This is a genomic window from Enterococcus sp. DIV0712, assembly GCF_050554855.1.
GTDB classification, from domain to species: Bacteria; Bacillota; Bacilli; order Lactobacillales; family Enterococcaceae; genus Enterococcus; species Enterococcus faecalis.
The window spans coordinates 1946693-1972215 of sequence record NZ_CP187333.1 but is presented as its reverse complement, the minus strand read 5'-3'; the positions used below and the strand labels follow the sequence as shown (position 1 = coordinate 1972215).

Below are 25523 nucleotides of genomic sequence, written 5' to 3'. Positions count from 1 at the left end.
CTTAGAATGTTCGGTTTTTGCTTGTTTTAACACGTATTTTTTTAAAAAAAATCACATTTTTATAGTTGTTAAGCGAAAGTTTATGTATAATCTTCATGTGATAGTAAGGAGGAGTATTAAATGTTTCATTTTGTAATAAAAGGAACAGGTTTTTCTAGTAAAAATTTGCAAGAGATTAAAGTTTATGAAGAGACACTTTTTTGTATAGATGAGGCCGGAGTAATTCAGGAAATAATTGAACCAGATGCTGAAGCGTATGAAACTGTGCTAGCAGAACAAAAAGAGGCACAACGCTTTCAAGAATTGCCCCAAGATTCTTATCTTTTACCTGGCTTTGTTGATTTACATGTCCATGCACCTCAGTGGGCACAATCTGGGACCGCCTTGGATATTCCATTGTATGAATGGCTGAATACGTACACGTTTCCTTTGGAGTCCAAATTTGCAGATTTAACATTTGCCCAACAAGTCTATGATGAATTGGTAACCCAATTGTTAGCAAATGGGACAACAACAGCCCTTTATTTTGCAACCATTCATTATGAAGCTAGCCGTTGTTTGGCAGAGATTTGTGCGGAAAAAGGGCAGCGTGGCTTAATTGGTAAAGTTGTAATGGATGATCTTAATGAGAATCCAGAGTACTATCGTGATCAAACAACGGAACAAGCATTAGAAGAAACGGAACGGTTTATTCAAGAAATTCAAACATTAGCGCAGCAAACAAAACAAGGCGTATATCCCGTTGTAACTCCGCGTTTCATTCCTAGTTGTACAGAAGAAGCACTTAAAGGATTAGGAGAATTAGCAGCGAAATATCAAGTCCATGTTCAAAGTCATTGTAGTGAGAGTGATTGGGAACATCAATTTGTTCAAGAACGTTTTGGAAAAAATGATGCTCAAGCATTGAATGATTTTGGTTTATTGACAGAAAAAGCAGTGATGGCACATGCAGGCTTTTTAGAAGAAGCAGATATGAATTTATTCCATGAAACAGGGACGGCTGTGGCGCACTGCCCAATCTCTAATGCTTATTTTGGTAATGCAGTAACACCGATTGCAAAATTAGTACATCAACATCAAGTAGAAGTTGGTTTAGGCAGTGATCTTTCAGGTGGTTTTTCACCAAGTCTTTTTGACAATTTAAAGCAAGCGGTTATTTCTTCTAGAATGTTAGAAGATGGCGTCGATGCTACAAAAAAACCAGAAGTACGAGGTGTTAAAACAGCACGGATTACAGTAAATGAAGCGTTTTATTTAGCTACTGTTGGTGGTGGTCAAGCGCTAAGTTTGCCAATTGGAAAATTAGAAAAAGGGTATGCTTGGGATGTTCAAATTATTAATACAAGCTTGTCACAAGCACGAATCCCTAAAAATCCAGGGGAATCATTGCTTGATATTTTCCAAAAAATCTTATATTTAGCACGACCAGAAAATATTCGAGAAGTCTGGGTACAAGGTGAAAAAGTACATGATAAAAATTTAATGTCAGCAACTAAAGGAGTATAAAAAATGAGTGAAAAGAAACAAAATAATCTTCATTTAACAGTGGGGCCAGAAGATTCAGTATCTTTTGGGCAGGCCACTATGTTAGGGATTCAGCATGTCTTAGCAATGGACGTGTACGTCGTGCCTGTGATCATTGCTTCAATTATTGGGATTAGCACAGCACAAACGTCTTCTTTAATCCAAGCAACATTCATAGCAGCAGGACTTGCCACGATTATTCAATCTCATTTTTGTATGAGATTACCAGTTGCGCAAGGCCCTTCATTTATTCCAATCGGGGCAATTGCAGGAATTTATTTTGCCAACAACCAACAAGGAAATGGCTGGGGCGCAGTTTTAGGTGCTAGTTTAGTGGGGGCAATTGTTGTTATTATATTAGGATTTACTGGTATTTTTAATCGTTTAATCACTAAATTTGTTCCACCAATTGTGGGAGGAACAATTATTTTTGTGGTGGGGCTTTCGTTAATGCCAGTCGCTTTATCGGATAATATTTACCACGCAAAAGGGGAATTAGGACAAAATATTTTATTAGCATTTATAGCAGCGGGTACGTTGATCTTCTTTGCGCTCTTAGGTTCTGCTTTGAAAAAAGGGCGGATTTTCCGCGTTTCTTCTGTCATTTTGGCATTATTATTTGGGAGCATCGCGGCACAATTATTAGGGGTACTTGATTTATCAGCCGTTAGTGAAGCGGCTTGGTTTAGTTTGCCTCAGTTACCATTAGTTAACTTTTCTTTCCAATTTGATTGGTCAGCTATTGCCACGATGTTAGTTATTTATCTGGTTTTAATGGCGGAAACAACAGGCACTTGGTTTGCTGTGAGTCATGTTGTCGCTGAACCTTTGACCGAAGAAAAAATTAATCGCGGCGTAATTGGTGAAGGCTTAGGTTGCTTAGTTTCTTCATTTATTGGCGGCACGCCAGTAACTAGTTACTCTACAAATGCTGGGATTATTTCAATCACTGGAGTTGCTAGTCGCAAGGTTTTTGTGGCTGCAGGTGCGTGGTTTGTCTTATTTGGCTTATCTGGAAAACTTTCCACCTTGATTTCGGCCATTCCGGCACCAGTTATCGGCGGTGTTTTTGTGGTTGTTTGCGGCATCATTTCTGTAAGCGGAATGAAAGTCATGAGTGATGTAACAATTCATGAAAAAGAGATGTATGTAATTGCCGTTCCGATTATTATGACGTTAGCGTTGACATTGTTACCAAAAGAGTTTTTGGAAACTCTACCACAATTTTTACAATATTTATTTAGTTCACCCGTGGCAACTGCCTCAATTGTTGCTATTTTATTGCAGGCCATTTTACCAAACGTTCAAGAAGGGTAAAAAGATTAATTTTCGTTAAAACGCCTTTGACAAGTGGCGGTAAATAGTGTAAATTAACAATGGTGTTTGTAAACACGAACGTTAAATGACCGAATGTTCGGTTTTTACGTTATTTTTGTAAATAACTAGGAGGCAGTAAGTATGAAAGTTTTTGATTATGAAGATGTCCAATTAATTCCCAATAAATGTATCGTGAATAGTCGTTCTGAATGTGATACTACAGTAACTTTAGGAAAACATTCGTTTAAAATGCCTGTCGTTCCAGCGAACATGCAAACAATTATTGATGAAACGATTGCGGAAACCCTTGCTGAAAATGGTTATTTTTATATCATGCATCGGTTTGATGAAGAGGCGCGAGTGCCATTTATTAAAAAAATGCAACAAAAGGGCTTAATCACGTCAATTAGTGTGGGTGTGAAAGAAGGGGAATACGCTTTTGTTGAAACGTTAGCCCGAGAAGGTTTAGTTCCTGACTACGTGACAATTGATATCGCCCATGGTCATTCAAATGCGGTGATTAATATGATTCAACACTTGAAAAAATCTTTACCAGAAACGTTCGTTATTGCGGGCAATGTTGGAACGCCAGAAGCCGTTCGCGAATTAGAAAACGCTGGAGCCGATGCCACCAAAGTGGGGATTGGACCAGGAAAAGTATGTATTACTAAAATTAAGACTGGCTTTGGGACAGGTGGCTGGCAGTTAGCGGCTTTACGTTGGTGTGCCAAAGCTGCTCGGAAACCAATTATTGCAGATGGTGGAATTCGGACCCATGGAGACATTGCAAAATCTGTGCGTTTTGGGGCAACTATGGTCATGATTGGTTCATTATTTGCTGGACATGAAGAATCACCAGGTGAAACCAAAGTGGAAGATGGTGTTGTTTACAAAGAATACTTTGGTAGCGCCTCTGAATTCCAAAAAGGCGAAAAGAAAAACGTTGAAGGCAAAAAAATCTGGTTACGCCATAAAGGGAAGTTGGCAGATACTTTAGTCGAAATGCAACAAGATTTACAATCTTCCATTTCATACGCGGGAGGTCGTGATTTAGAAGCGATTCGTAAAGTTGATTATGTGATTGTAAAAAATTCTATTTTTAATGGTGATACCATTTAACATTCAACTATAGACTGAAAAGAAGACAGCACGTAGTGCAGAAATTAAAATGATTTCTGCATTACGTGCTTTTTTTTACTTTACCTATCGTAGTAATCGTGTTAAGATAATTACAACGACAGACGTAGTACGATAGTTGAAGTACTTGAGGGAGGAATTTATGTGATTGGTAGTGATGCAATTCGAGGATACAACGATACCTTTATTCTCTCAATCTTACAATCCGGCGCTTCATATGGTTATGCGATTTCTAAACGCATTCGTGAAATTTCTAAAGAACAATATTCGATTAAAGAAACGACACTTTATTCTGCTTTTACACGTTTAGAGAAAAATGGCTACATTGAATCATTTCCAGGAGAAGTAACGCATGGCAAAAAGCGGACCTATTATCAAATAACCCATGCAGGAGAGCGTTATTTAGAGGAAAAGTTACTAGAATGGGAAGTAACAAAAGACGTCGTCGAAGCATTTGTAAAGGAGATGGGAAAATGAAAATTATAGAAGAATTTATTGATAGCTTATTTTCAGGCGTTGTTGAAACATCTGAAACAAAACAATTAAAGGCGGACCTATTAGCAAATGCTGAGGATCGTTATGAAGATTTGCTCAGCCAAGGAAAATCGGAAAATGAAGCAATTGGTACAATTATTTCTGAATTTGGTACTATTGATGAATTAATGGAAGAATTGAATTTAGAAAATAAACAAGTGGATGAAACAAACGATTCAATGAACGGTTTGCCAGAAATTTCAGTGGAGGAAGGACTTGACTATTTAGCTGTCCAACGTAAAGGTGCTATTCAAATTGGTCTTGGTGTTGTTGCAATCATGGTGGGTGTTGGCTTGCTGGTTGGTATGCGTGGTGTTCTTTCTAACGGTCTCGGTTTAGTTTGTCTTTTCATAGGTGTGGCAATCGGCGTTCCATTATTTATTGTTGCTGGTAATCGGTTTGTTGCAATGGACAAACAGCTGGGGCAACGATTGATTCCGATTAAGTTAAAAAAAGAAGTTGCACAAAGAGAACAAAGTTTTCAACGATCATTTATTTTTTGTATGGCAGCGGGCGTCGTTTTTTGTATTTTGGGTTTAATCCCAGTTGTTGTCTTTAGTAGTGGCCTTCATCTGATGATGCGCCGTTCCATGCATCAAATGATGGGCGGACAATATTATAATGGAACGATGGGGATTAGTTGGCTCTTCTTTTTAGTATCGGTTGGTGTCTTCTTGTTTATATTTGGTGGAGTAATTAAAGGAAGTTTTAATAAATTGTTGAATGAAACTTATTTTTATTCAGAACATGTTGGTCATCCTGATTTTGCCCCTCAACAAACAAAAACAGAGGAAGGACCTGTGGGAAATCCTGTCGGTGCAATTATTGCATCCGTTTATTGGCCCTTAGTTGTTGCACTCTATCTATTTATTAGTTTTGTTTTAGGGGATTGGCGGTTTAGTTGGTTAATCTTTATGTTCGCAGGAATCTTTTATAACACCATCCAAGCATTTTTACACAAACATTGAGACAAACCTGTTAATAGTAAAACAGAAAAGTGGGACATTCGTCAAAACGGCTGTCTCACTTTTCTTGTATTTTCGATTGACAAAAGCATTAAACTGGATTACTTTTAACTCATCCAATTGTTGAGGTGATTGCTATGTGGCAACTTAAAAAAGAACAAAATGTTCCCATTTATCGCAGTATTATGGAAATGATTGTTCAAAAGATTCAAACAGGCGAATTATTACCAGGCGAAAAAATCCCTTCGGAACGTAAACTGGCAGAGTACTTGTCTGTCAATCGTTCAACCGTTGTTCATGCGTTAGACGAACTGGTGGACTTAGGCTGGATTGTGCGAAAAAGAGGGAGTGGAACGATTGTCAACGAAGGAAAATGGGGGGTAATGATGACGCCACGAACGGATTGGCATCGTTATTTAGAACAAAATGTGTTCAAACAAGTTCATCCCTTGGTGGCAGAGATTGAGTTACGAGCTAAACAAAATTTGCCGACTGACTTAGATATGTATACAGGCGAGTTGCCGTTAGACTTAATTCCCAGTTTCGATTTTCCAGCATTAAATTGGAAACAATTTTTAAAAGAGGAAGCACAAGATGAATTAGGTTATTTGCCGTTAAGAAAAGAAATCCAAGCCATTACAGCAACGGAATATCAGCTTCATTTACCAAGTGAAAGTTTATTGCTTACTTCAGGTGCGCAACAAGCACTTTTTTTAGTTTTGCAAGTTTTATTGAGACAAGGAGATAGTGTTGCCGTAGAAGATCCATCTTTCTTCTATGCCTTACCAATTTTCCAAGCTGCTGGTGTGCGCTTATTTGGTGTGCCCATGACAGAGGAAGGGATTGATCTTGAAGCGCTAGAACAAACAATCCGACAACATCGCATCAAAATGGTTATGGTTAATCCTTCCTTTCAAAATCCGACTGGGACAGTGATGCCTTTAAGAAAAAGAGAACAGCTCGTGAAAGTTTGTCAAACGTATCAAGTTCCTATTTTAGAAGATGATGTTTTTGGGCAGCTAAGTTTTATCCCGAAAACAGAAATTCCTCCTTTAAAAAAATTAGATCCAGATAATGTCTTGTATATCGGTTCGTTGTCAAAAATTTTAGGTTCGACCACGAAAATTGGTTGGTTAAGTGCGCCCGCCTCCGTGACGAAACAAATTGCAGAAGCCAGAAAAATGATGGATGTTTCGTTGAGTATTTTTCCGCAGATGCTCGCTAAAATGGCGATTGAAGATCCTTCTTTTTCTGAAAAAATTACGTTATTAAATAAACAAGTGGAACAACGAGCAACAGCTGTATATCAAGTATTTAAATCGTTGCCAGAATGGGAAGTTTCGCCAGTAAAAGGCGGCTTTTATTTATGGGCACATTGGCGTCAAGGGGCACTTAAGCCAGAAGATTGGCAAGTGTTTTTACGAGAAGGTGTTTTGGTAGCACCAAGTGTAGCTTTTAGTGAAAAACGTGGAAGTATTCGCTTGAACTGTTCCCGAATTTCACCAGAAGAAATGCCTCTTTTTTGTGAGCGAATGGTACGGATTACACGACAGCTTTCTGAAAATAGACAAACAAAAATAGAACACTAAGTAAGATTTTTCTTATAAAAATCATTTGCTGAGAGAAAACGCTACAACTTCCCTTTTCTAAACGAATATCCAATGCTATACTTAAAAAGTAAAAACAAAAAAACAAATGAGGTGTTTTCCATGTCTTGGGAACAAGTTTACCAACAATGGTTAAATGAAGAAAATATTCCAGAAAATTTAAAAAATGAATTAAAGGACTTAAATACAGACCCTGAAAAATGTGAAGATGCATTTTACGCACCATTAGAATTTGGGACTGCCGGGATGCGCGGGATTTTAGGCGCCGGTATTAATCGGATGAATATCTTTACAGTTCGTCAAGCGACAGAAGGGCTTGCACGTTTTATGGATACGCAAGATCCTGAAACAAAACGTCGCGGTGTAGCCATTGCCTATGATTCACGTCATATGTCTCCAGAATTTGCAATGGAAGCAGCTAAAACATTAGCTAAACATGATATTCCTTCTTTTGTGTTTGAAAGCTTACGACCAACACCAGAATTATCTTTTGCGGTCCGTTACTTTAAAGCTTTTGCGGGAATCATGATTACGGCTTCTCACAATCCAGCTGCCTATAATGGCTACAAAGTCTATGGTGAAGACGGTGGTCAAATGCCGCCAGCTGATGCAGATGCATTAACTAAATATGTTCGTAGTATCGAAAATCCTTTGAAAATTGATGTCTTATCAGATGAAGAAGTTGCCCACAGCGGTTTAATTAACATTGTTGGTGAAGAAGTCGATAACGCGTATTTGAAAGAAATTAAAACAGTTACGATTAATCAAGAATTAATTAACGAAATGGGTAAAGAATTAAAATTAGTTTACACTCCCTTACATGGAACTGGGAAAATGTTAGGAGAAAAGGCATTAAAACAAGCCGGTTTTGAAAAATTTGTTTTAGTACCTGAGCAAGCCGTTGCTGATCCTGACTTTACTACAGTTAAGTCACCAAACCCTGAAGAACATTCAGCTTTTGAATACGCGATTCGTTTAGGGGAAAAAGAAGGCGCTGATTTATTGATTGCAACAGATCCAGATGCTGATCGTTTAGGTGCTGCTGTGCGGATGCCAAACGGAGACTACCAAGTATTAACAGGAAATCAATTAGGTTCAATTATGATTCATTATATTTTAGAAGCCCATCAACAAGCAGGCACGTTGCCTCAAAATGCTGCGGTTCTAAAATCAATCGTTTCTAGTGAACTTGCTACAGCGATTGCTGAGAAATATAATACGAAGATGTTTAATGTTTTAACAGGTTTCAAATTTATTGCTGAAAAAATTCAACAATACGAAGAAGACCACAGTCAAACGTTTATGTTTGGTTTTGAAGAAAGTTATGGTTACTTAGTGAAACCTTTTGTTCGTGATAAAGATGCAATTCAAGCGTTAGTTTTATTAGCAGAAGTAGCGGCTTTCTATAAAAAACAAGGAAAAACATTATACGATGGCTTACAAGATATCTTTGAAGAATTTGGTTACTTTGAAGAAAAAACTATTTCCGTAACAATGAGCGGAATTGAAGGCAGCGGTAAAATCAAAGCTTTAATGGCAAAATGTCGTGAACAAGCGCCAACTGAGTTTGCCGGGATTCAAGTTGCTCAAACGGAAGATTTTAAAGAATTAACACGCACTTTTGCAGATGGTCAAACAGAACAATTACAAACGCCTCCTTCTGATGTGTTGAAATATCATTTAGAAGATGGCAGTTGGATTGCTATCCGACCATCAGGAACAGAACCAAAAATTAAATTCTATCTAGCAACTAAAGCAACAAGTAGTTCAGAAGCTTCTGAAAAAATTGCTGCGTTTGAAGCAGTCGTTAATGAATTAACAAAATAAAATAAACGAAACAGGCTGTACGGAAAAAAGTACGAATGTTAGTGTTTGTGTCAAAAGTCAATTGACTTTTGGCGCAAACACTTTATTTAACTAAGGAGGGAATGCTATGAAAATTGGCTTTATCGGTGCTGGCAGTATGGGCGGTGCCATGATTAAAGGGTTACTGAAAGCTGAGGCAGTCAAGAAGGAACATTTATATGTGAAAGGCGGCTCAAGTGGAACAGCAGAAGCACTTCAAAAAGAGTGGGGCTTTCAACTTGTCACAGATTATGCACTTTTCCAAGAATGTAAGGTTATTTTTATTGCGACAGGAGCAAAGGTCGTGTTACCTGTCCTTCAGGAATTAGCCCCTCATTTTTCCAACGAAAGTCTATTGATTTCTGTTGCAACAGGTCATACCATAGAAGAAGCACAAATGGCCCTTGGCAATAAAGAAGCCAAAGTTGTTCATGCCATTCCTAATACACCAGTTAGCGTGAATCAAGGCGTGATTGGCGTAGCCTTGGCACCAACAATTGAAGGCCAAACGAAGGAACTGGTAATGGAACTTCTTGCTACTTTAGGGTTAGTCAAAGAAATTCGTGAAGCGCAACTGGAAACTTTTGGTACTGTGGCTGGTTGCAGTCCAGCTTTTGTTGATATCTTTATGGAAGCATTGGGAGATGCAGCAGTCTTAGAAGGGTTACCAAGAGACTTATCTTATGAAATTGTCGCTCAAATGATAAAAGGAACGGCGACCTTAGCCTTAGACACGAAAAAACACCCAGGAGCATTGAAAGATGAAGTGACTTCTCCAGGAGGAAGTACGATTCGCGGTGTCGTAGCTCTAGAAAAAAATGGCTTCCGTTATGCCGTGATGGATGCAGTTCAGCAAGCCAACCACGAATAGATGAAGAAAGTTGGAAAATCGACAAGTTTGTCATTTTTCCAACTTTCTTTGTGCCATATTTTTCGTAGGAAAGAACAATCGCAGTTCTTATTTTAAAAAACTCTGTGTTATAATGAGTGCAAAGTGAGGCGACTATAATGAAACAAATGGAAGAAATCAAACAAGTAAGTCAATTATATAAAGTATTAAGTGATCCAACACGTTTAAGAATTTTGCTACTTTTAAAAGAAGGCGAGCATAATGTAACGGCGATTAGTGAACAATTGGGAATGGAACAGTCCGCCGTTTCTCATCAACTAAAATTATTAAGAGATAGCCGGGTTGTCAAGGCACGTCGCGAAGGAAAAACGATTTTTTATACATTAGATGATCATCATGTAATAGATATTTTAAATCAGACCTTTGAGCATATTGAACACCGATAAAAAGTAGGAAAAAATAGCGTAACTAGAATAGCGCTGTTGATGGAGGTAAAAATGAAGGATACCTTAAAGATCGGGTTACTAGGATTAGGGACTGTAGGCACTGGCGTTTTAACTCTCTTGAAAGAACATCAAGAGAAAATTTCACAAGTGACAGGAATGAATGTAGTCATTGAAAAAGCATTTGTCCGAAATCTTGAAACGAAACAAGCGCAAGCGGAAGAATACGGTCTTTCTTTAACAACTTCAATTGATGATATTTTAGAAGATAAAGAGATTCAAATCGTTGTGGAATTAATGGGAACCATTGAACCAGCCAAAACGTATATCATGAAAGCTTTAGAAAATGGTAAACATATTGTGACTGCTAATAAAGATTTGCTGGCGCAACATGGGAGTGAATTAGTAGCGTTAGCCCAAAAACATCATTGTGATTTATATTATGAAGCAAGTGTTGCTGGCGGGATTCCTATTTTAAGAACAATTGCTAATAGCTTAGCGGCAGACAATATTCAAAAAGTTTTAGGAATTGTGAACGGTACGACGAATTATATGCTTACGCAAATGGTTTCTGCTGATAAAAGTTATGAAGAAGCTTTAGCAGAAGCGCAAGCGTTGGGATTTGCTGAAGCGGATCCGACAAATGATGTCGATGGAATCGATGCAGCCTATAAAATGGTTATTTTAAGTCAATTTGCTTTTGGGATGAATGTTTCATTACCACAAGTTGATATTCGTGGAATTCGCGGATTGTCTTTAGATGATGTCGCTATGGCTAAACAACTGGGGTATGAAATCAAATTGATTGGCTCTGCTGAACAAAATGAGAATAGTATCTCGGTGGAAGTGGCGCCTATGCTAGTCAATCAAAAGCACCCTATTGCATCTGTTCGGAATGAGTACAATGCAGTATTTATAAAAAGTGCAGGCGTGGGGGAATCAATGTATTACGGTCCAGGAGCTGGCGCTAAACCGACAGCAACCAGTGTGGTCAGTGATTTAATTACGATTGCTAAAAACATTCGCTTGGCAACGACTGGCCATATGTTCAATTCGTATCAACATAAAACCCAATTGACGAGTTCCGAAAATGTATTTGGGCAGTACTATTTTTCATTAGATGTTCCAGATACACCAGGACAATTTTTGCAGTTGACGCAATTAATGACTAAAGCAGAAGTCAGCTTTGATCAATTAGTTCAACAGAAATCAGATGGACAGCGAGCAAGAATTGTTGCCATTACACACCAGATATCAAAAGCACAAATGCAACAAGTTGTGACAGCTATTCAAAATACGGAAGCCTTTCAGTTATTGAATGTAATGAAGGTTATAGGAGATGAGTAAACATGTATGAAGGTTTGTTAAAACAGTATCAAGCGTATTTGCCCGTAACAGAAAAAACACCAATGATTTCTTTAGCCGAAGGAAATACGCCACTGATTCCTTTACCTAATTTATCCAAAGAATTAGGTATTCAATTATATGGAAAATACGAAGGCTTAAATCCCACTGGCTCATTCAAAGATCGCGGGATGGTGATGGCTGTAGCAAAAGCGGTAGAAGAAGGTGCCAAAGCGATTGTTTGTGCTTCTACAGGAAATACTAGTGCCGCCGCTGCTGCGTATGCCACAAGAGCAGGTATTAAAGCGTATGTAGTGATTCCAGAAGGGAAAATCGCACTGGGAAAATTGGCGCAAGCTATTATGTATGGGGCAGACATTATTTCGATTCCAGGTAACTTTGATGAAGCATTAAAAGCGGTGCGAGAGATTGCGAAAACTGAGGCAGTTGCGCTAGTTAATTCAGTGAATCCTTATCGCTTAGAAGGGCAAAAGACAGCAGCTTTTGAAGTTTGTGAACAATTAGGTCAAGCGCCCGATGTCTTAGCGATTCCAGTTGGAAATGCCGGCAATATTTCCGCTTACTGGAAAGGCTTTAAAGAATGGCATGAAAAACAAGGAACAACTTTACCAAGAATGCATGGTTTTGAAGCAGAAGGTGCCGCAGCGATCGTGAAAGGCCAAGTGATTGAGCAACCTGAAACCGTGGCAACAGCGATCCGGATTGGAAATCCTGCTAGTTGGCAACTAGCAGAACAGGCACGGGATGAATCCGGTGGTTTCATTGATGCCGTGACAGATCAAGAAATTTTAACGGCTTACCGAAAAATTGCTGCTCAAGATGGGGTTTTCATTGAACCTGGTTCGGCTGCTTCATTAGCTGGAGTTATTCAACATGTTAAAAGCGGTAAAATCAAAGCAGGTGAAACCGTCGTGGCAGTCTTTACTGGTAACGGACTGAAAGATCCTGATACAGCAATGGAGACAGAAGTAGCTATTTCAAAAATGAGTGACGTGGAAGAAATGCGTCTGCACTTACGAAAAGGAGTCGCAACACTATGAAAATAAGAGTACCTGCCACTAGTGCCAACTTAGGACCTGGCTTTGATTCATGTGGCATTGCATTATCCGCTTATTTAACAATCAACGTTTTAGGTGAAAGTGAATTTTGGGAAATTCAACATACTATGGGAGAAGAGATTCCTACTAATGAAGAGAATTTATTAATTCAAACGGCATTGAAAATTGCACCAGAATTAACACCAAAAGTTATTCGGATGGTTTCTGACATTCCCCTTGCAAGAGGACTAGGCAGTAGCTCAAGTGTGATTGTAGCAGGCATTGAATTAGCTAACCGACTAGCACATTTAAATTTGTCCCCTAAAGAAAAAGTTCGTTTGGCCACAGAGATGGAAGGACATCCTGATAATGTGGCCCCAGCTATTTTAGGAGATTTCGTGGTGGCTAGCCATGTAGAAAACCAAGTCTACCATGTCAAACATCACTTTCCAATGTGTGATGTCATTGCATTTATTCCAGAGGAACCATTATTTACCGAAAAAAGTCGCGCTGTTTTGCCCGAAAAATTGACTTATAAAGAAGCGGTCGCGGCCAGCTCAATTGCCAATGTTATGATTGCCGCAATTTTAAACGGAGATTTACCTTTAGCAGGCAAAATGATGGAACAAGATAAATGGCATGAAACGTATCGTCGTTCATTGGTTCCTCACTTAAAAGAAATTCGTCGTTTAACTCAGCAAAAAGGTGCTTATGGCTCTTTCTTAAGCGGTGCTGGTCCAACTGTGCTAATCTTGTCGCCAGAAGAACGAACCAACGAAATTGTTCAAAGTTTGGAGAAATTATCTACCAAAGCGAGCATCCAAATTTTCAATATTGATCAAGAAGGCGTTCAAGTCTTTTAAAAAAACGAGAAAAAATCACTAGTGATTTTTTCTCGTTTTTTTTAATCCTCGGATGTTTCCGTGGAATAATAACTATGATCTTCTAAGTTCAAAGCATTAAGAATCATTGAGGCAGTTTCTTCAATTGAAAGAGAAGCGACATCAATAACGATACAACCTAATTTTTGATAAAGATCATTAGCAAAAGCCAGTTCTCGCCGAATTTTTTCAATATCTGAATAAGAAGTATTTTCAGGCAATCCATATGCGCGCATTCGTTCTTTACGAATCCCGTTTAAAACATTGGGATCGTTGGTTAAGCCAACAATTTTTTTAGGGTCCATTTCGAATAATTGTTTCGGTAAATGTGCTTCAGGAATTAGTGGCAAATTAGCAACTTTTAAGTTCTTGTTGGCTAAAAAGAGACTTAGCGGTGTTTTAGAAGTTCGGGAAACACCAAGAAGTAACACATCCGCTTCTAAAAAGCCTCGTGGGTCCTTGCCATCGTCATATTTGACAGCAAATTCCATTGCTTCAATTCGTTTAAAATAATTTTCATTCAGATGATGTAAGGCACCTGGTTCCCGCATAGGTGCGACACCTGTTAATCGTTCGATTTCCGCAACAGGTGGTGTCAAAATGTCAAAATGGAACAATTGATGCTCATTGAAAAATTGATTAGCAATCGCCACGAGATGATCATTAATGATAGTATGCAGTACCATGGCCTCTGCTTTTTTGGCATCTTCTAACGCTTGCACCAGTTTATCTTCGTCTTTAACGAATGTTCGTCTAATCAAAGTAAAATCAACAGTGGGGTACTGGGCCATTGAAGCAGCCGCCAATTTTGAAGCGGTCTCGCCAGCAGAATCTGAGATGACAAAAATCGTCACACATTTTTTTTCTTCAGAAATAGTCATAGAGGGTAAGTCCTTTCTTGCATTTTTAATAATTTTATTATACCATAAGTCCAGAATCTATTTCGTAATGATTCTGATTTAGGTTGGTGAGGGAGGAAATGGTGATGGCACCAGTAAAAACCAATATTGAACAAGCCTTAGAAACCATGAAAGCCAGTGGATTAAAATATACTAAAAAACGAGAATTACTGATGAGCTATTTGATTAAGCGAAATCGGTATGTTTCTGCACGTGAAGTGTATGAATTTATGAATGAAACCTTTAAAGGAGTCAGTTATGATACGGTTTATCGTAACTTGCATGACTTTGAGCGCTTAGAATTACTGGAAAAAACAGAATTAAATGGCGAGCAAAAGTTTCGCTTCCGTTGTTGCCAAGAGGTGGAACATCATCATCACTTTATTTGTACGGTTTGTGGCAAAACGGAAGAAATTCACATGTGTCCGATGAATTTTTTTGAAGAACAGTTAAAAGGTTGTTCAATTGAAGGACATCGCTTTGAAATCCTTGGTCGTTGTGCCGATTGTTGCGAAAAATAGCGAATAAGACGAAAAATCAAACAAAAATTTCGTATTTTATCAGTAGAGTGGTTGACGGTTATTTATGCTTTAGCTATAATATAACAAGGACAGTATTTTAATTTGTGGGTTTTTCCCACAAATAAGAAAAACGGTTACTTTTTAAGCTCGGAGGGAGGGAATAACATGTCAAAAACAGTCGTTCGTAAAAACGAATCTCTTGATGATGCTCTTCGTCGCTTCAAACGTTCCGTTTCAAAAGCGGGTACTTTACAAGAATCACGTAAACGTGAATTCTACGAAAAACCAAGTGTAAAGCGTAAGAAAAAATCTGAAGCAGCTAGAAAACGTAAAAAATTCTAGTTTTGAATGAATTGGAGTTGGTGGTATGTCATTGCTAACCACATTGAATGACGACATTAAAACAGCGATGAAAGCTAAAGACAAAGAAACTTTAGCCGTACTTCGTATGTTAAAGACTGCCATTCAAAATGATCAGATTAAAGCGGGCCGTGAATTGAACGGAGAAGAAGAACTCACTGTATTGTCTCGTGAGATGAAACAGAGAAAAGATTCTTTATCAGAGTTTGAAAAGGCGGGACGCGACGATCTTGTTGAAAAAGTAAAAGTTGAAATAGCAATTGTTGAAAAATATATGCCTCAACAACTAACGGAGGAAGAAATTCGTCAACTAGTTCAAGAGGTAATGACGCAAACTGGCGCCACTTCACCAAAAGATTTTGGTAAAGTGATGGGCGCTATGATGCCGAAAGTCAAAGGCAAAGCCGATGGCAACCAAGTTAACGCAATTGTGAAAGAATTATTACAAGAAAACTAAGAGCGTTATCGAAACTAGGACAGGATACTGTCCTAGTTTTTTTATGCAAAGAGAAAACCGGTAGCTTTTTACGGTTTTCTCTTTTTTGACTTTCAAAGTCAAATCAGGTACGACTTCTTTTTAAACAGATAAGAATGTGGTATCATTGTAAAGGACTATATAATAAAGGAGATGGACGTTTTTTGACAGATAATCAGTCAAAATCTTTGGAATTAATACTTACTGATTCTGATGATGCACACATGCTTTTAGGAACACATGATAAACATATCAAATTTTTAGAAGAGAATACCCACGTAACGATTAATAGTCGTGGCGAAGTTATTCAGTTAATTGGCGAATCATCAGAGGTAGAGTTAGTCGCTTCCGTGTTAAGAGCGCTACAAACATTAATTCAACGAGGCATCAAAGTGCATACGCCAGATGTCGTTTCTGCTTTAAAAATGGCCAAAGCTGGAAATTTAGAGGCGTTTATTGCCATGTATGAAGAAGAAATTATGAAGGACCATCATGGTCGGGCCATCCGAATTAAGAATGTTGGTCAAAAAAAATATATCGATGCAGTTAAAACTCATGACGTCATTTTCGGGGTGGGACCTGCGGGGACAGGAAAAACCTTTTTAGCCGTGGTGATGGCAGTAGCAGCCTTAAAAAAAGGCGAAGTACAAAAAATTATTTTAACTCGTCCAGCGGTGGAAGCTGGCGAAAGCTTGGGCTTTTTACCAGGTGACTTAAAAGAAAAAGTCGATCCTTATTTACGTCCAGTTTACGATGCCTTGTATCAAATTTTTGGCATGGATCATACAAATCGTTTAATGGAACGCGGCGTTATTGAAATTGCCCCGCTTGCTTATATGCGTGGTCGTACATTGGATGATGCTTTTGTCATTCTAGATGAAGCACAAAATACCACGGTTGCCCAAATGAAAATGTTTTTAACTCGTTTAGGGTTTAGTTCAAAAATGATTGTTAATGGAGATACTAGTCAGATTGACTTGCCACGTGGTGTAACAAGTGGTTTAGTTAACGCCGAGCGTACGTTAAAAGACATTGAAAAAATTGCCTTTGTAAATTTTGAAGCCAGTGACGTTGTGCGTCATCCTGTTGTAGCACAAATTATTCAAGCCTATGAAAAAGAACAACAAAAGCATTCCTAAGCAGTTAGGGAAGGAGTGAAAGTACCTTTTGAAAAAAGTACTTACAAAGTTAGGGGATCGTTTAGGTAAAGCCTATTTACCTATTTTATTAGCCGTTTTTTCTCTTCTTTTATTTATGATTATGTTTGGCAGTGTCCATCAGAAAAGAGTAGAAATTAAAGAAGGTCAACTGGCCGAGAAAACCATTCGTGCAAATAAAAATATCGAGAATACCTACGAAACAGAACAAAGAAAAAAATTGGCAGCAGAAGCTGTCACACCCGAATATATTTATCAAGAAGATACGGCATCTGTCCAACATAATCGTATTGATAAATTATTTAAATTGATTGATTCTGCGAATGAAAAAGTAGACAAAGAGTACAGCAACAAGCAAGCGAAGGCCAAAAAGGAAGAAACGATTCCTGCGCCGACCGTGGAAGAACGAGTAGCTAGCTTAAAATCATTGTTTGAATCTTTACCGCAAGATGAAGTTACGTTTTATCAAAGTTTTCCTAATGTTTTTTATCAAACAATCTTTACATTAACCTCTGAGCAATTAGATAAGGTTCGTTCAGAAAGTTTGATGTTGGTGGATGATGCGATGCAAAATCACGTTCGAGAATCTGATTTGGATAAAATTCGCCAAGAAGCTAACGGTAAAATTCAATACTTAGACATTACGAGTACCATGCAACAAGTCATTCGTTACATTGTTAACCAAGGGATTGTGGTAAACGATATTGCCAATGAAAAACGAACAGAAGAGCTACGCCAAAAAGCGATGAATGCTGTTCAACCCGCAATGATTTATCAAGGCGAAATTATTGTTCGTGAAGGTACTCAAATTGATGCAAAAGCGGTCGAAAAACTTGAGCTACTAGGAATGACTAGTCAAAATACCTCTATTTTTCCGATGGTGGCATTAGCATTAGCTATTTTACTTCAAGTTGAAGTGTTGATTTTCTTTACAAAACAAGTGACTGAGCCTTCGCGACAACGCTCGTTTATTATCTTTTACACGGGTGCTATGCTAATCAGTGTTATTTTAATGAAATTCTTCCAGATTTTCCAAACAGAGCAGTTGATGTATATTCCCTTGTTCTATCCAGCAGCCTTTGCACCGCTAATTCTAAATCATTTTGTGAATCGTCGTTCAGGGATAATCGCTGCCATTTTCCAAGTCGTTTTTGCGTTATTTATCTTTTATAATTCTATTGGCACAAACTCGTTGACGGTTATTCTGATTATGTACTTATTCTCAGGATTTCTAGCAACAGTTGTTAAACGGAAACGGATGAGTGAGCAAGTTTTCCCAGCTTTAATGTGGGTAGTGGTCTTTCCTGTTTTCATGGCGGTTGTCTTAATGATTTATCAAGGGATGAGTTTAACAGATGGTAAAACGTGGACAGCTTTAATTTGTGCAAGTGCAGGAACGGTACTTTCATTTTTAGCAACAATGGGCTTGCATCCATATATCGAATTATTAGTGACCGATGATAGTATGATTGTCTTGAATGAATTAAGTAATCCGAACCATCCGTTGTTAAAACAACTGTTAGAAGAAGCGCCAGGTACCTATCATCATAGCATGATGGTGGCTAGTTTGAGCGCTAACGCTGTTGCTGAGATTGGCGGGCGGTCGCTATTAACACGAGTTGCTTGTTATTACCATGACATTGGTAAAATTAAACACGCCAATTTCTTTGTGGAAAACTTACCTGCTGGTGCAGAAAATCCACATAACTTTTTATTACCAGAAGATAGTAAACAAATTATTTTTGGCCACGTAATTGATGGCGCCAAAATTTTAGAAGAGTACAATATGCCGCAAATGGTGATTGACATTTGTCGCCAACATCATGGCACAACATTGATGAAATTTTTCTATGTGAAAGCAAAAGAACGCAATCCTGAAATTAAAGAATCAGACTTCCGTTATCCTGGGCCACGTCCACAAACACGAGAAGCAGGGATTGTGAGTATTGCTGATACCTGTGAGGCTGCTGTGCGGGCGATGGATCATCCCACCAACGAAAAAATTCAAGCCTTTGTGCATAATGTGATTCAAGATAGAATTTCAGATGGCCAATTAGATGAATGCGGGTTAACGATGAAAGAGATTCGCATCATTGAAAAATCATTAATTAATGGATTGTGCAGTACCTTCCATTCACGGATTAAGTATCCAAAAATGAAAGCTGAAGCAGAAGAAATGAAAGATGAACAAGAAAAGAGAGATGACTAATGGATATTACTTTCATTGATGAAACCGAGAAAGTACCAACAGAAGAAATCAAAGAAATCGAAAACTTGCTGCAATTTGCAGCGGGTTTTCTAGAAATTGCCGAAGATACGGAGATGTCGGTGACTTTTACAGATAACGCAGGTATCCAAGTGATTAATCGTGACTATCGGGGCAAAGATATGCCTACAGATGTCATCAGTTTTGCTTTAGAGGATGAAGGGGAAAACGAATTGCCAATTATTTTTGATGATGAAGAGTTGGCAGAGTTACCACGTAATCTAGGTGATTTAATTATTTCAACAGAGCGAGCAGCAGAACAAGCAGTTGAATATGGGCACACATTGGAGCGAGAAATGGGCTTTTTGGCAGTACATGGCTTTTTACATTTGAATGGGTACGATCATATGGAACCTGAAGATGAAAAAGAAATGTTTGGTTTACAGAAAGAGATTTTAGATGCGTATGGCCTTAAAAGATGAGCAAACAGGAAAGAATAAACATTTTATTAATTCATTAGAATTTGCCTGGCAAGGAATCAAAACAGTTTTTCGAGAAGAACGTAATATGCGCAAACATGTGGCGTTTGGTGTCACGGCCATTGTGTTTGGTTTCTTGTTTTCCTTAACACTTGCTGAATGGCTGTGGTTGTTATTGGCTGTTTTTCTTGTCTGGTTGGCAGAAATTATCAACACAATTTTTGAAAATGTCGTAGATATGTTTACGGATTTTCACTTTCATCCAATCGGAAAAAAAGTTAAAGACATGGCCGCAGGAGCTGTTTTATTAACAGCCGGTTTCGCAGTGCTAGTAGGACTAATTCTATTTGTACCAAAAATTTTACAAATCATTCAAATGTGGAAATAAGAGGAGAAATACAATGACAACTGAACATAAATCTGGTTTCGTAGCCATTGTCGGCAGACCAAATGTTGGAAAATCAACATTGTTAAATCGAATTGTCGGCCAAAAAATTGCAATTATGAGTGACAAAGCACAAACAACTCGTAATAAGATTCAAGGAATTTATACAATTCCTGAAGCACAAATTGTTTTTATCGATACTCCAGGGATTCACAAACCTAAACACCGCTTAGGCGATTTCATGGTGGAAAGTGCCTACAATGCGATGCGTGAAGTAGATGCTACTTTATTTATGGTAAGTGCTGATCAAAAACGCGGGAAAGGTGACGACTTTATTATTGAACGATTGAAAAATAATAATAGTCCAGTCTACTTGATTATTAATAAAATTGACAAAGTCCATCCAGATGATTTATTGAGTATTATTGAAGACTATTCGAAACAAATGGACTTTAAAGAAATTATTCCCATTTCTGCCACTGAAGGAAATAATTTTGAGCATTTAATGGATGTTCTCGTTGAGCAAATGCCAGAAGGACCACAGTATTTCCCTGATGACCAAATTACGGATCATCCAGAATATTTTATCGTTTCTGAATTAATTCGTGAAAAAGTGTTACTTTTAACAAGAGATGAGATTCCTCATTCTGTCGCTGTCGTTGTGGACTCAATGAAACGGGATGAAAACGATAAAGTCCATGTCCAAGCAACCATTATTGTGGAACGGGACAGTCAAAAAGGTATCATTATTGGCAAAGGCGGAAAAATGCTGAAACAAATTGGTACCAAGGCGCGTCAAGATATTGAATATTTATTAGATGACAAAGTGTATTTGGAGCTGTGGGTAAAAGTCCAAAAAGACTGGCGTGACAAAAAAATCTATTTACAAGATTTTGGTTATCGCAAAGAAGAATATTAAGAAAGTAGTGTTTGGGAAGTGAGTGTATAAACGAACTTTCCAAACACTACACTAATTTACATAAGAAATGGAAGTGAATTGAATGGCATTAGGGGAGACCAAAGGCATTATTTTATTTACGAAGGATTTTAAAGAGAAGGATAAACTCGTCAAAATTTTTACAGAATCCTATGGAAAATTGATGTTTTTTGTGAAAGGCGCGCATCGAAAAAATAATCCTCTTTTGCCAGCGATTCTGCCATTTACAGAAGCCGTCTACATCGGAAATTTTAGAGAAGAAGGCTTATCTTTTCTCAATAGCAGCAAAGAAGTTCAACCTTTTCGAAACATTCAACAAGACATATTTATTAACGCATATGGAACATATATTTTAAACTTAGTCGATGCAGCAATTGAAGATCAGCACTATGATCCGAACTTATTTCAATTTACCCACATGGCATTATCCGCTTTAAATGAGCAAAAAGATCCGGAAATCATTACAAATATTTTTGAAATTCAATTGTTAGAACGGTTTGGTGTACGACCAGAATGGCATCATTGTGTGGCTTGTGGCGAAACACAAGGGAAATTTGACTACTCTTCAAAGTATAGCGGTGTGCTTTGTGAAAAACATTGGCATTTAGATGAACAGCGCTACCATGCAGATCCTAGAGCAATTCATTTTATTCGCTTATTTTCGCAAGTCTCCTATGAAAAAGTCCAAAACATTCAAGTAAAAGAAGAAACTAAGAAGAGTATTCGAGAAACGATTGATATGTTATACGATGAATATGTTGGTTTGCACTTAAAAAGCAAAAAATTTATTGATCAAATGAAAACGTGGGAAAATACGTTAAAAATTCCACCACGAAAGAAGGAAGAAAAATAAACGTAAACAAGCAGACGTTTTTCTAAAAAAAATTTGACAACTTCCCTCAGACACCGTATTATGATAGAGAAGTTAAATACGTACGAAGAAAAAGAGAAGTAAAAAGAACCCTCTGTTAAGCGAATCTGGGAGAGTGGGAGCCAGAAGCACGGAACTTTTGAAAGGCACTTTGGAGTACGACAAACGAAGCTGCCGATGAACACATCGGAAGTAGGGTGGAACCGCGATAATTATTCGTCCCTATGTCTATTAATAGGCATGGGGACTTTTTGCATGTTCCTCACTGCGACTGACACAAAGTGTCAGAGCAGATGTGGAACAGCACAAGGTGACCAAAGGGAACGTTGTCTCCTCTGTGTTAAAACAAACTGCTTAGCCAAAAACATGGAGTAGATGATTCACAGTACAAGGTGACCAAAGGGAACGTTGTAACCGAATAAAAAAAAGCAAACAGTTAACACCAAAAGAAAAAATAGTAACGTTTATTCAAAAAAGCTCAATTGGCGCAAAAGCGACAGAGTAGATGATGAACAGTACAAGGTGACTGAAAGGAACGTTGTAACCTCTGTGTTAAAACAAACTGCTTAGCCAAAAACATGGAGTAGATGTGGAACGTTATAACAGCATAAAAATTATCCCATTCTACAAAATTGTTTCTCTGTAGCCCTTTTTAAATTTACATTCCCGAAGCAAAGCCAATCCCTATGTCTATAAAAAATATTCCAAGGAGGAAAACAATGAAAAACAAGTTAACCGTACAAGAAATGATTTTAACCTTGCAAAAATTTTGGTCATCTAATGGCTGTATGTTAATGCAAGCCTATGATACAGAAAAGGGAGCCGGCACCATGAGTCCTTACACGTTTTTACGTGCCATTGGACCTGAACCATGGAATGCTGCCTACGTAGAACCTTCTCGTCGTCCAGCTGATGGACGCTATGGTGAAAATCCAAACCGTCTATACCAACATCATCAATTCCAAGTTGTAATGAAGCCTTCTCCTGAAAATATCCAAGAACTTTATCTAGAAAGTTTGAAATTATTAGGAATTGATCCATTAGAACATGACATTCGTTTTGTAGAAGATAACTGGGAAAATCCCTCAATGGGTTGTGCTGGTTTAGGTTGGGAAGTTTGGTTAGATGGCATGGAAATTACCCAATTTACGTATTTCCAACAAGTCGGCGGCTTACAATGTCATCCTGTCACTTCTGAAATTACTTACGGGTTAGAACGCTTGGCATCATATATCCAAGAAGTCGAAAGTGTCTATGATTTAGAATGGACACAAGGCGTTAAATATGGTGAAATTTTTGTGCAACCTGAATATGAACATTCAAAATATTCCTTTGAAATTAGTAACCAAGAAATGCTTTTAGAAAACTTTGACAAATTTGAAAAAGAAGCTAAACGCTGTATTGAAGAAAGCTTAGTTCACCCAGCCTATGATTATATTTTAAAATGTAGCCATACATTCAATTTATTGGATGCTCGCGGCGCTGTCTCTGTAACGGAACGTGCAGGATATTTAGCCCGCATTCGGAATATGGCTCGTTCCGTAGCGAAAATTTTTGTGGCTGAACGTGAAAAATTAGGGTTCCCATTATTAAATAAAGATCAAAGTGTATCCAAGGAGGCAGAATAACATGGCAAAAGATTTATTATTAGAAATTGGCTTAGAAGAAATGCCCGCACATGTTGTCACACCAAGCCGTATCCAACTTGAAGAAAAAGTAATCAAATTTTTAGATGAACATCATTTAGACTATGAAACAGTGCAATCCTTTGCCACACCTCGTCGCTTAGCCGTGAAAGTAACTGCGATTCCTGAAAAACAAGCGGATGTTGAAGAAGAAGTAAAAGGTCCAGCGAAAAAAATTGCTTTAGATGCTGAAGGAAATTGGTCAAAAGCTGCACAAGGTTTTGTACGCGGCCAAGGAGTTACAACTGAGGACATTGTTTTCAAAGAATTAAATGGTGTCGAATATGTCTATGTGACGAAGTTTACCAAAGGCCAAAGTGCCAAAGAAGTATTAACAAAATTAAATGACGTGATTACAAGTCTAACTTTCCCGGTAACAATGCACTGGGCAAACTATGATTTCGAATATATTCGTCCAATTCATTGGATTGTGGCACTACTTGATGATGAAGTAATTCCTTTCAAAGTGTTAGACGTGACAACAGGGCAAACTTCTCGTGGCCACCGTTTCTTGGGAGACGATGTGACGTTCCAACATGCTAATGAATATGAAGTAAAATTAAAAGAACAATTTGTAGTGGTTCAACCGAATGAACGGAAACAAATGATTGTTGATCAAGCGAACGCTCTCGCTGCAGAAAAAAATTGGCAGTTAGCTTTAGATGAAGAATTATTGGAAGAAGTTACGAATTTAGTGGAATATCCAACTGCATTTGTAGGTAGTTTTGATGAAAAATATTTATCTGTTCCAGATGAAGTATTAGTGACTTCTATGAAAGAACACCAACGTTACTTTGAAGTTCGTAACGACCAAGGCTTATTAATGCCGCATTTTATCGCTGTTCGTAATGGGGATAATGTTCACCTTGAAAACGTGATTAAAGGAAATGAAAAAGTGTTAATTGCTCGTTTAGAAGATGCAGAATTCTTTTACAATGAAGATAAAAAATTAACGATTGAAGCATGTGTTGAAAAACTAAAAAATGTGACTTTCCATGAAAAGATTGGCTCAATTTATGAAAAAATGCAACGGGTTGCTTTAATTGCACAAATCATTGGTCGAAAAGTTGGCTTATCTGAGGATGAATTGGAAGATTTAAAACGTGCCTCTGAAATTTATAAATTTGACTTAGTAACAAATATGGTTGGTGAATTCCCAGAATTACAAGGAATTATGGGAGAAAAATATGCCTTATTACAAGGCGAAAAACCAGCCGTAGCAACGGCGATTCGAGAACATTATTTACCAACTTCCAGTGAAGGTGAATTGCCAGAAACAGCAATCGGGGCTGTTTTAGCCTTAGCCGATAAGCTTGACAGCGTCTTTTCATTCTTCTCAGTTGGTATGATTCCAACAGGTTCTAACGATCCTTATGCACTTCGTCGTCAAACCTATGGCGTTATCCGAATTATTGAAGATAAAGGCTGGACCTTCCCATTAGTTCAATTACAAACAGAAGTTGATGAAGCAGTGAATCAAGATGTTGAGAAATATGGCGTTTTACTAAACGAAGGACAAGCAGAAGTCGTTGAATTTGTGAAAGCTCGCTTACGTCAATTATTAATGACGAAAAATGTTCGCCATGACATTATCGATGCAGTGGTGTCTGCTGAGCAAGCCGATTTATCGAAATTATTTGCTTCAGCGAATATTTTAAAAAGCCGTTTTGAAGATCAAGATTTTAAACCATCAATGGAAGCCTTAACGCGTGTTATTAATTTAGCGAAAAAAGGTCAAGAACTTTTAGGTGATACTGAAGAAGGGATTGATCCAAGTCTGTTTGAAAATAAGGCAGAAAAAGAACTGTATCAAGCAGTTAACGATTTATCTGAAGCTTTTGCGACACGCACGATTGCAGAAAACTATGAAGCACTAGTAAATCTACGTCCGTTAATTGATGCGTACTTCAATGAAACGATGGTTATGGTTGAGGATGAAAAAGTCAAACAAAACCGATTAAAACAATTAATGCAAATTGCTAAAATGGCGTTATCAATTGCTAGCTTAGATTTATTAATTGTGAAATAAAAAGCGCTGTTTTT

Annotated in this window: 24 protein-coding genes; 23 read left to right on the top strand and 1 reads right to left on the bottom strand. The window is 37.9% G+C overall.

The annotated features are described in order from the left end of the window. The first annotated feature begins 120 nt into the window (after positions 1–120). From guaD to thrB, 12 genes are all read left to right on the top strand, one after another. Complete coding sequence (gene guaD, locus IGL42_RS09455; protein WP_002364442.1) at positions 121–1506, top strand: guanine deaminase; 1386 nt, start codon at positions 121–123, stop codon at positions 1504–1506. 3 nt (positions 1507–1509) lie between these two features. Then, on the top strand, positions 1510–2841 hold the full coding sequence (locus IGL42_RS09450) for a nucleobase:cation symporter-2 family protein (RefSeq protein ID WP_002359736.1): 1332 nt from the start codon (positions 1510–1512) through the stop codon (positions 2839–2841). A 141-nt stretch (positions 2842–2982) separates the two neighbouring features. Then, a complete protein-coding gene (gene guaC / locus IGL42_RS09445; protein WP_002356720.1) occupies positions 2983–3960 on the top strand; it encodes a GMP reductase in 978 nt (325 codons plus the stop codon). Positions 3961–4122: 162 nt separating this feature from the next. Further along, the gene (locus IGL42_RS09440) at positions 4123–4455 is read left to right on the top strand and encodes a PadR family transcriptional regulator (protein ID WP_002356722.1); all 333 of its coding nucleotides are present in this window, start codon (positions 4123–4125) and stop codon (positions 4453–4455) included. Further along, positions 4452–5480: a permease prefix domain 1-containing protein gene (locus IGL42_RS09435; protein WP_002356724.1), complete on the top strand. Its 1029-nt coding sequence runs from the start codon at positions 4452–4454 to the stop codon at positions 5478–5480. The genes IGL42_RS09440 and IGL42_RS09435 overlap by 4 nt, the downstream gene beginning before the upstream one ends. Before the next feature lie 134 nt (positions 5481–5614). Continuing rightward, positions 5615–7066 carry a PLP-dependent aminotransferase family protein gene (locus IGL42_RS09430; protein ID WP_002409692.1) on the top strand — a complete coding sequence of 484 codons (1452 nt, stop codon included), beginning with the start codon at positions 5615–5617 and terminating at the stop codon, positions 7064–7066. A 120-nt stretch (positions 7067–7186) separates the two neighbouring features. After that, positions 7187–8911 carry a phospho-sugar mutase gene (locus IGL42_RS09425; protein ID WP_002356727.1) on the top strand — a complete coding sequence of 575 codons (1725 nt, stop codon included), beginning with the start codon at positions 7187–7189 and terminating at the stop codon, positions 8909–8911. A 106-nt stretch (positions 8912–9017) separates the two neighbouring features. Further along, on the top strand, positions 9018–9800 hold the full coding sequence (proC, locus tag IGL42_RS09420) for a pyrroline-5-carboxylate reductase (RefSeq protein WP_002370432.1): 783 nt from the start codon (positions 9018–9020) through the stop codon (positions 9798–9800). Positions 9801–9916: 116 nt separating this feature from the next. Continuing rightward, on the top strand, positions 9917–10225 hold the full coding sequence (locus IGL42_RS09415) for an ArsR/SmtB family transcription factor (RefSeq protein WP_002356730.1): 309 nt from the start codon (positions 9917–9919) through the stop codon (positions 10223–10225). Positions 10226–10276: 51 nt separating this feature from the next. Then, positions 10277–11569, top strand: coding sequence for a homoserine dehydrogenase (locus tag IGL42_RS09410; protein ID WP_002372186.1), 1293 nt, complete (start codon positions 10277–10279; stop codon positions 11567–11569). A 2-nt stretch (positions 11570–11571) separates the two neighbouring features. Next, positions 11572–12627 carry a threonine synthase gene (thrC, locus tag IGL42_RS09405; RefSeq protein WP_002356733.1) on the top strand — a complete coding sequence of 352 codons (1056 nt, stop codon included), beginning with the start codon at positions 11572–11574 and terminating at the stop codon, positions 12625–12627. Next, positions 12624–13487, top strand: coding sequence for a homoserine kinase (gene thrB / locus IGL42_RS09400; protein ID WP_002384228.1), 864 nt, complete (start codon positions 12624–12626; stop codon positions 13485–13487). The genes thrC and thrB overlap by 4 nt, the downstream gene beginning before the upstream one ends. Before the next feature lie 41 nt (positions 13488–13528). Here thrB and IGL42_RS09395 read toward each other — a convergent pair whose 3' ends face one another. Beyond that, positions 13529–14386 (bottom strand): pyruvate, water dikinase regulatory protein, encoded by an 858-nt coding sequence (locus tag IGL42_RS09395; RefSeq protein WP_002382760.1) that lies wholly within the window; start codon positions 14384–14386, stop codon positions 13529–13531. A 98-nt stretch (positions 14387–14484) separates the two neighbouring features. On the opposite strand from IGL42_RS09395, the gene IGL42_RS09390 reads away from it, so the two are divergent. The 11 genes from IGL42_RS09390 (at position 14485) to glyS (ending at position 25509) form a co-directional block, all read left to right on the top strand. After that, complete coding sequence (locus IGL42_RS09390) at positions 14485–14925, top strand: Fur family transcriptional regulator (RefSeq protein ID WP_002394710.1); 441 nt, start codon at positions 14485–14487, stop codon at positions 14923–14925. 165 nt (positions 14926–15090) lie between these two features. Next, positions 15091–15267, top strand: coding sequence for a 30S ribosomal protein S21 (rpsU, locus tag IGL42_RS09385; protein WP_002356740.1), 177 nt, complete (start codon positions 15091–15093; stop codon positions 15265–15267). Positions 15268–15292: 25 nt separating this feature from the next. Continuing rightward, positions 15293–15742 carry a GatB/YqeY domain-containing protein gene (locus IGL42_RS09380; RefSeq protein WP_002356741.1) on the top strand — a complete coding sequence of 150 codons (450 nt, stop codon included), beginning with the start codon at positions 15293–15295 and terminating at the stop codon, positions 15740–15742. A gap of 242 nt (positions 15743–15984) precedes the next feature. Beyond that, positions 15985–16899 (top strand): PhoH family protein, encoded by a 915-nt coding sequence (locus tag IGL42_RS09375; protein ID WP_369810298.1) that lies wholly within the window; start codon positions 15985–15987, stop codon positions 16897–16899. Positions 16900–16927: 28 nt separating this feature from the next. Beyond that, positions 16928–19126, top strand: a complete 2199-nt coding sequence (locus tag IGL42_RS09370) for an HD family phosphohydrolase (RefSeq protein WP_002356744.1) — start codon at positions 16928–16930, stop codon at positions 19124–19126. Continuing rightward, positions 19126–19605 (top strand): rRNA maturation RNase YbeY, encoded by a 480-nt coding sequence (gene ybeY, locus IGL42_RS09365; protein ID WP_002380585.1) that lies wholly within the window; start codon positions 19126–19128, stop codon positions 19603–19605. The genes IGL42_RS09370 and ybeY overlap by 1 nt, the downstream gene beginning before the upstream one ends. Then, positions 19589–19990, top strand: coding sequence for a diacylglycerol kinase family protein (locus IGL42_RS09360; protein ID WP_002382764.1), 402 nt, complete (start codon positions 19589–19591; stop codon positions 19988–19990). The genes ybeY and IGL42_RS09360 overlap by 17 nt, the downstream gene beginning before the upstream one ends. Positions 19991–20003: 13 nt before the next feature. After that, the gene (era, locus tag IGL42_RS09355) at positions 20004–20906 is read left to right on the top strand and encodes a GTPase Era (protein ID WP_002359745.1); all 903 of its coding nucleotides are present in this window, start codon (positions 20004–20006) and stop codon (positions 20904–20906) included. Between the two features lie 82 nt (positions 20907–20988). Then, on the top strand, positions 20989–21777 hold the full coding sequence (gene recO / locus IGL42_RS09350) for a DNA repair protein RecO (protein WP_002359746.1): 789 nt from the start codon (positions 20989–20991) through the stop codon (positions 21775–21777). Between the two features lie 737 nt (positions 21778–22514). Continuing rightward, positions 22515–23423, top strand: coding sequence for a glycine--tRNA ligase subunit alpha (gene glyQ / locus IGL42_RS09345; protein WP_002379669.1), 909 nt, complete (start codon positions 22515–22517; stop codon positions 23421–23423). Position 23424: 1 nt separating this feature from the next. Then, complete coding sequence (gene glyS, locus IGL42_RS09340) at positions 23425–25509, top strand: glycine--tRNA ligase subunit beta (protein WP_002410790.1); 2085 nt, start codon at positions 23425–23427, stop codon at positions 25507–25509. Positions 25510–25523 lie beyond the last annotated feature (14 nt).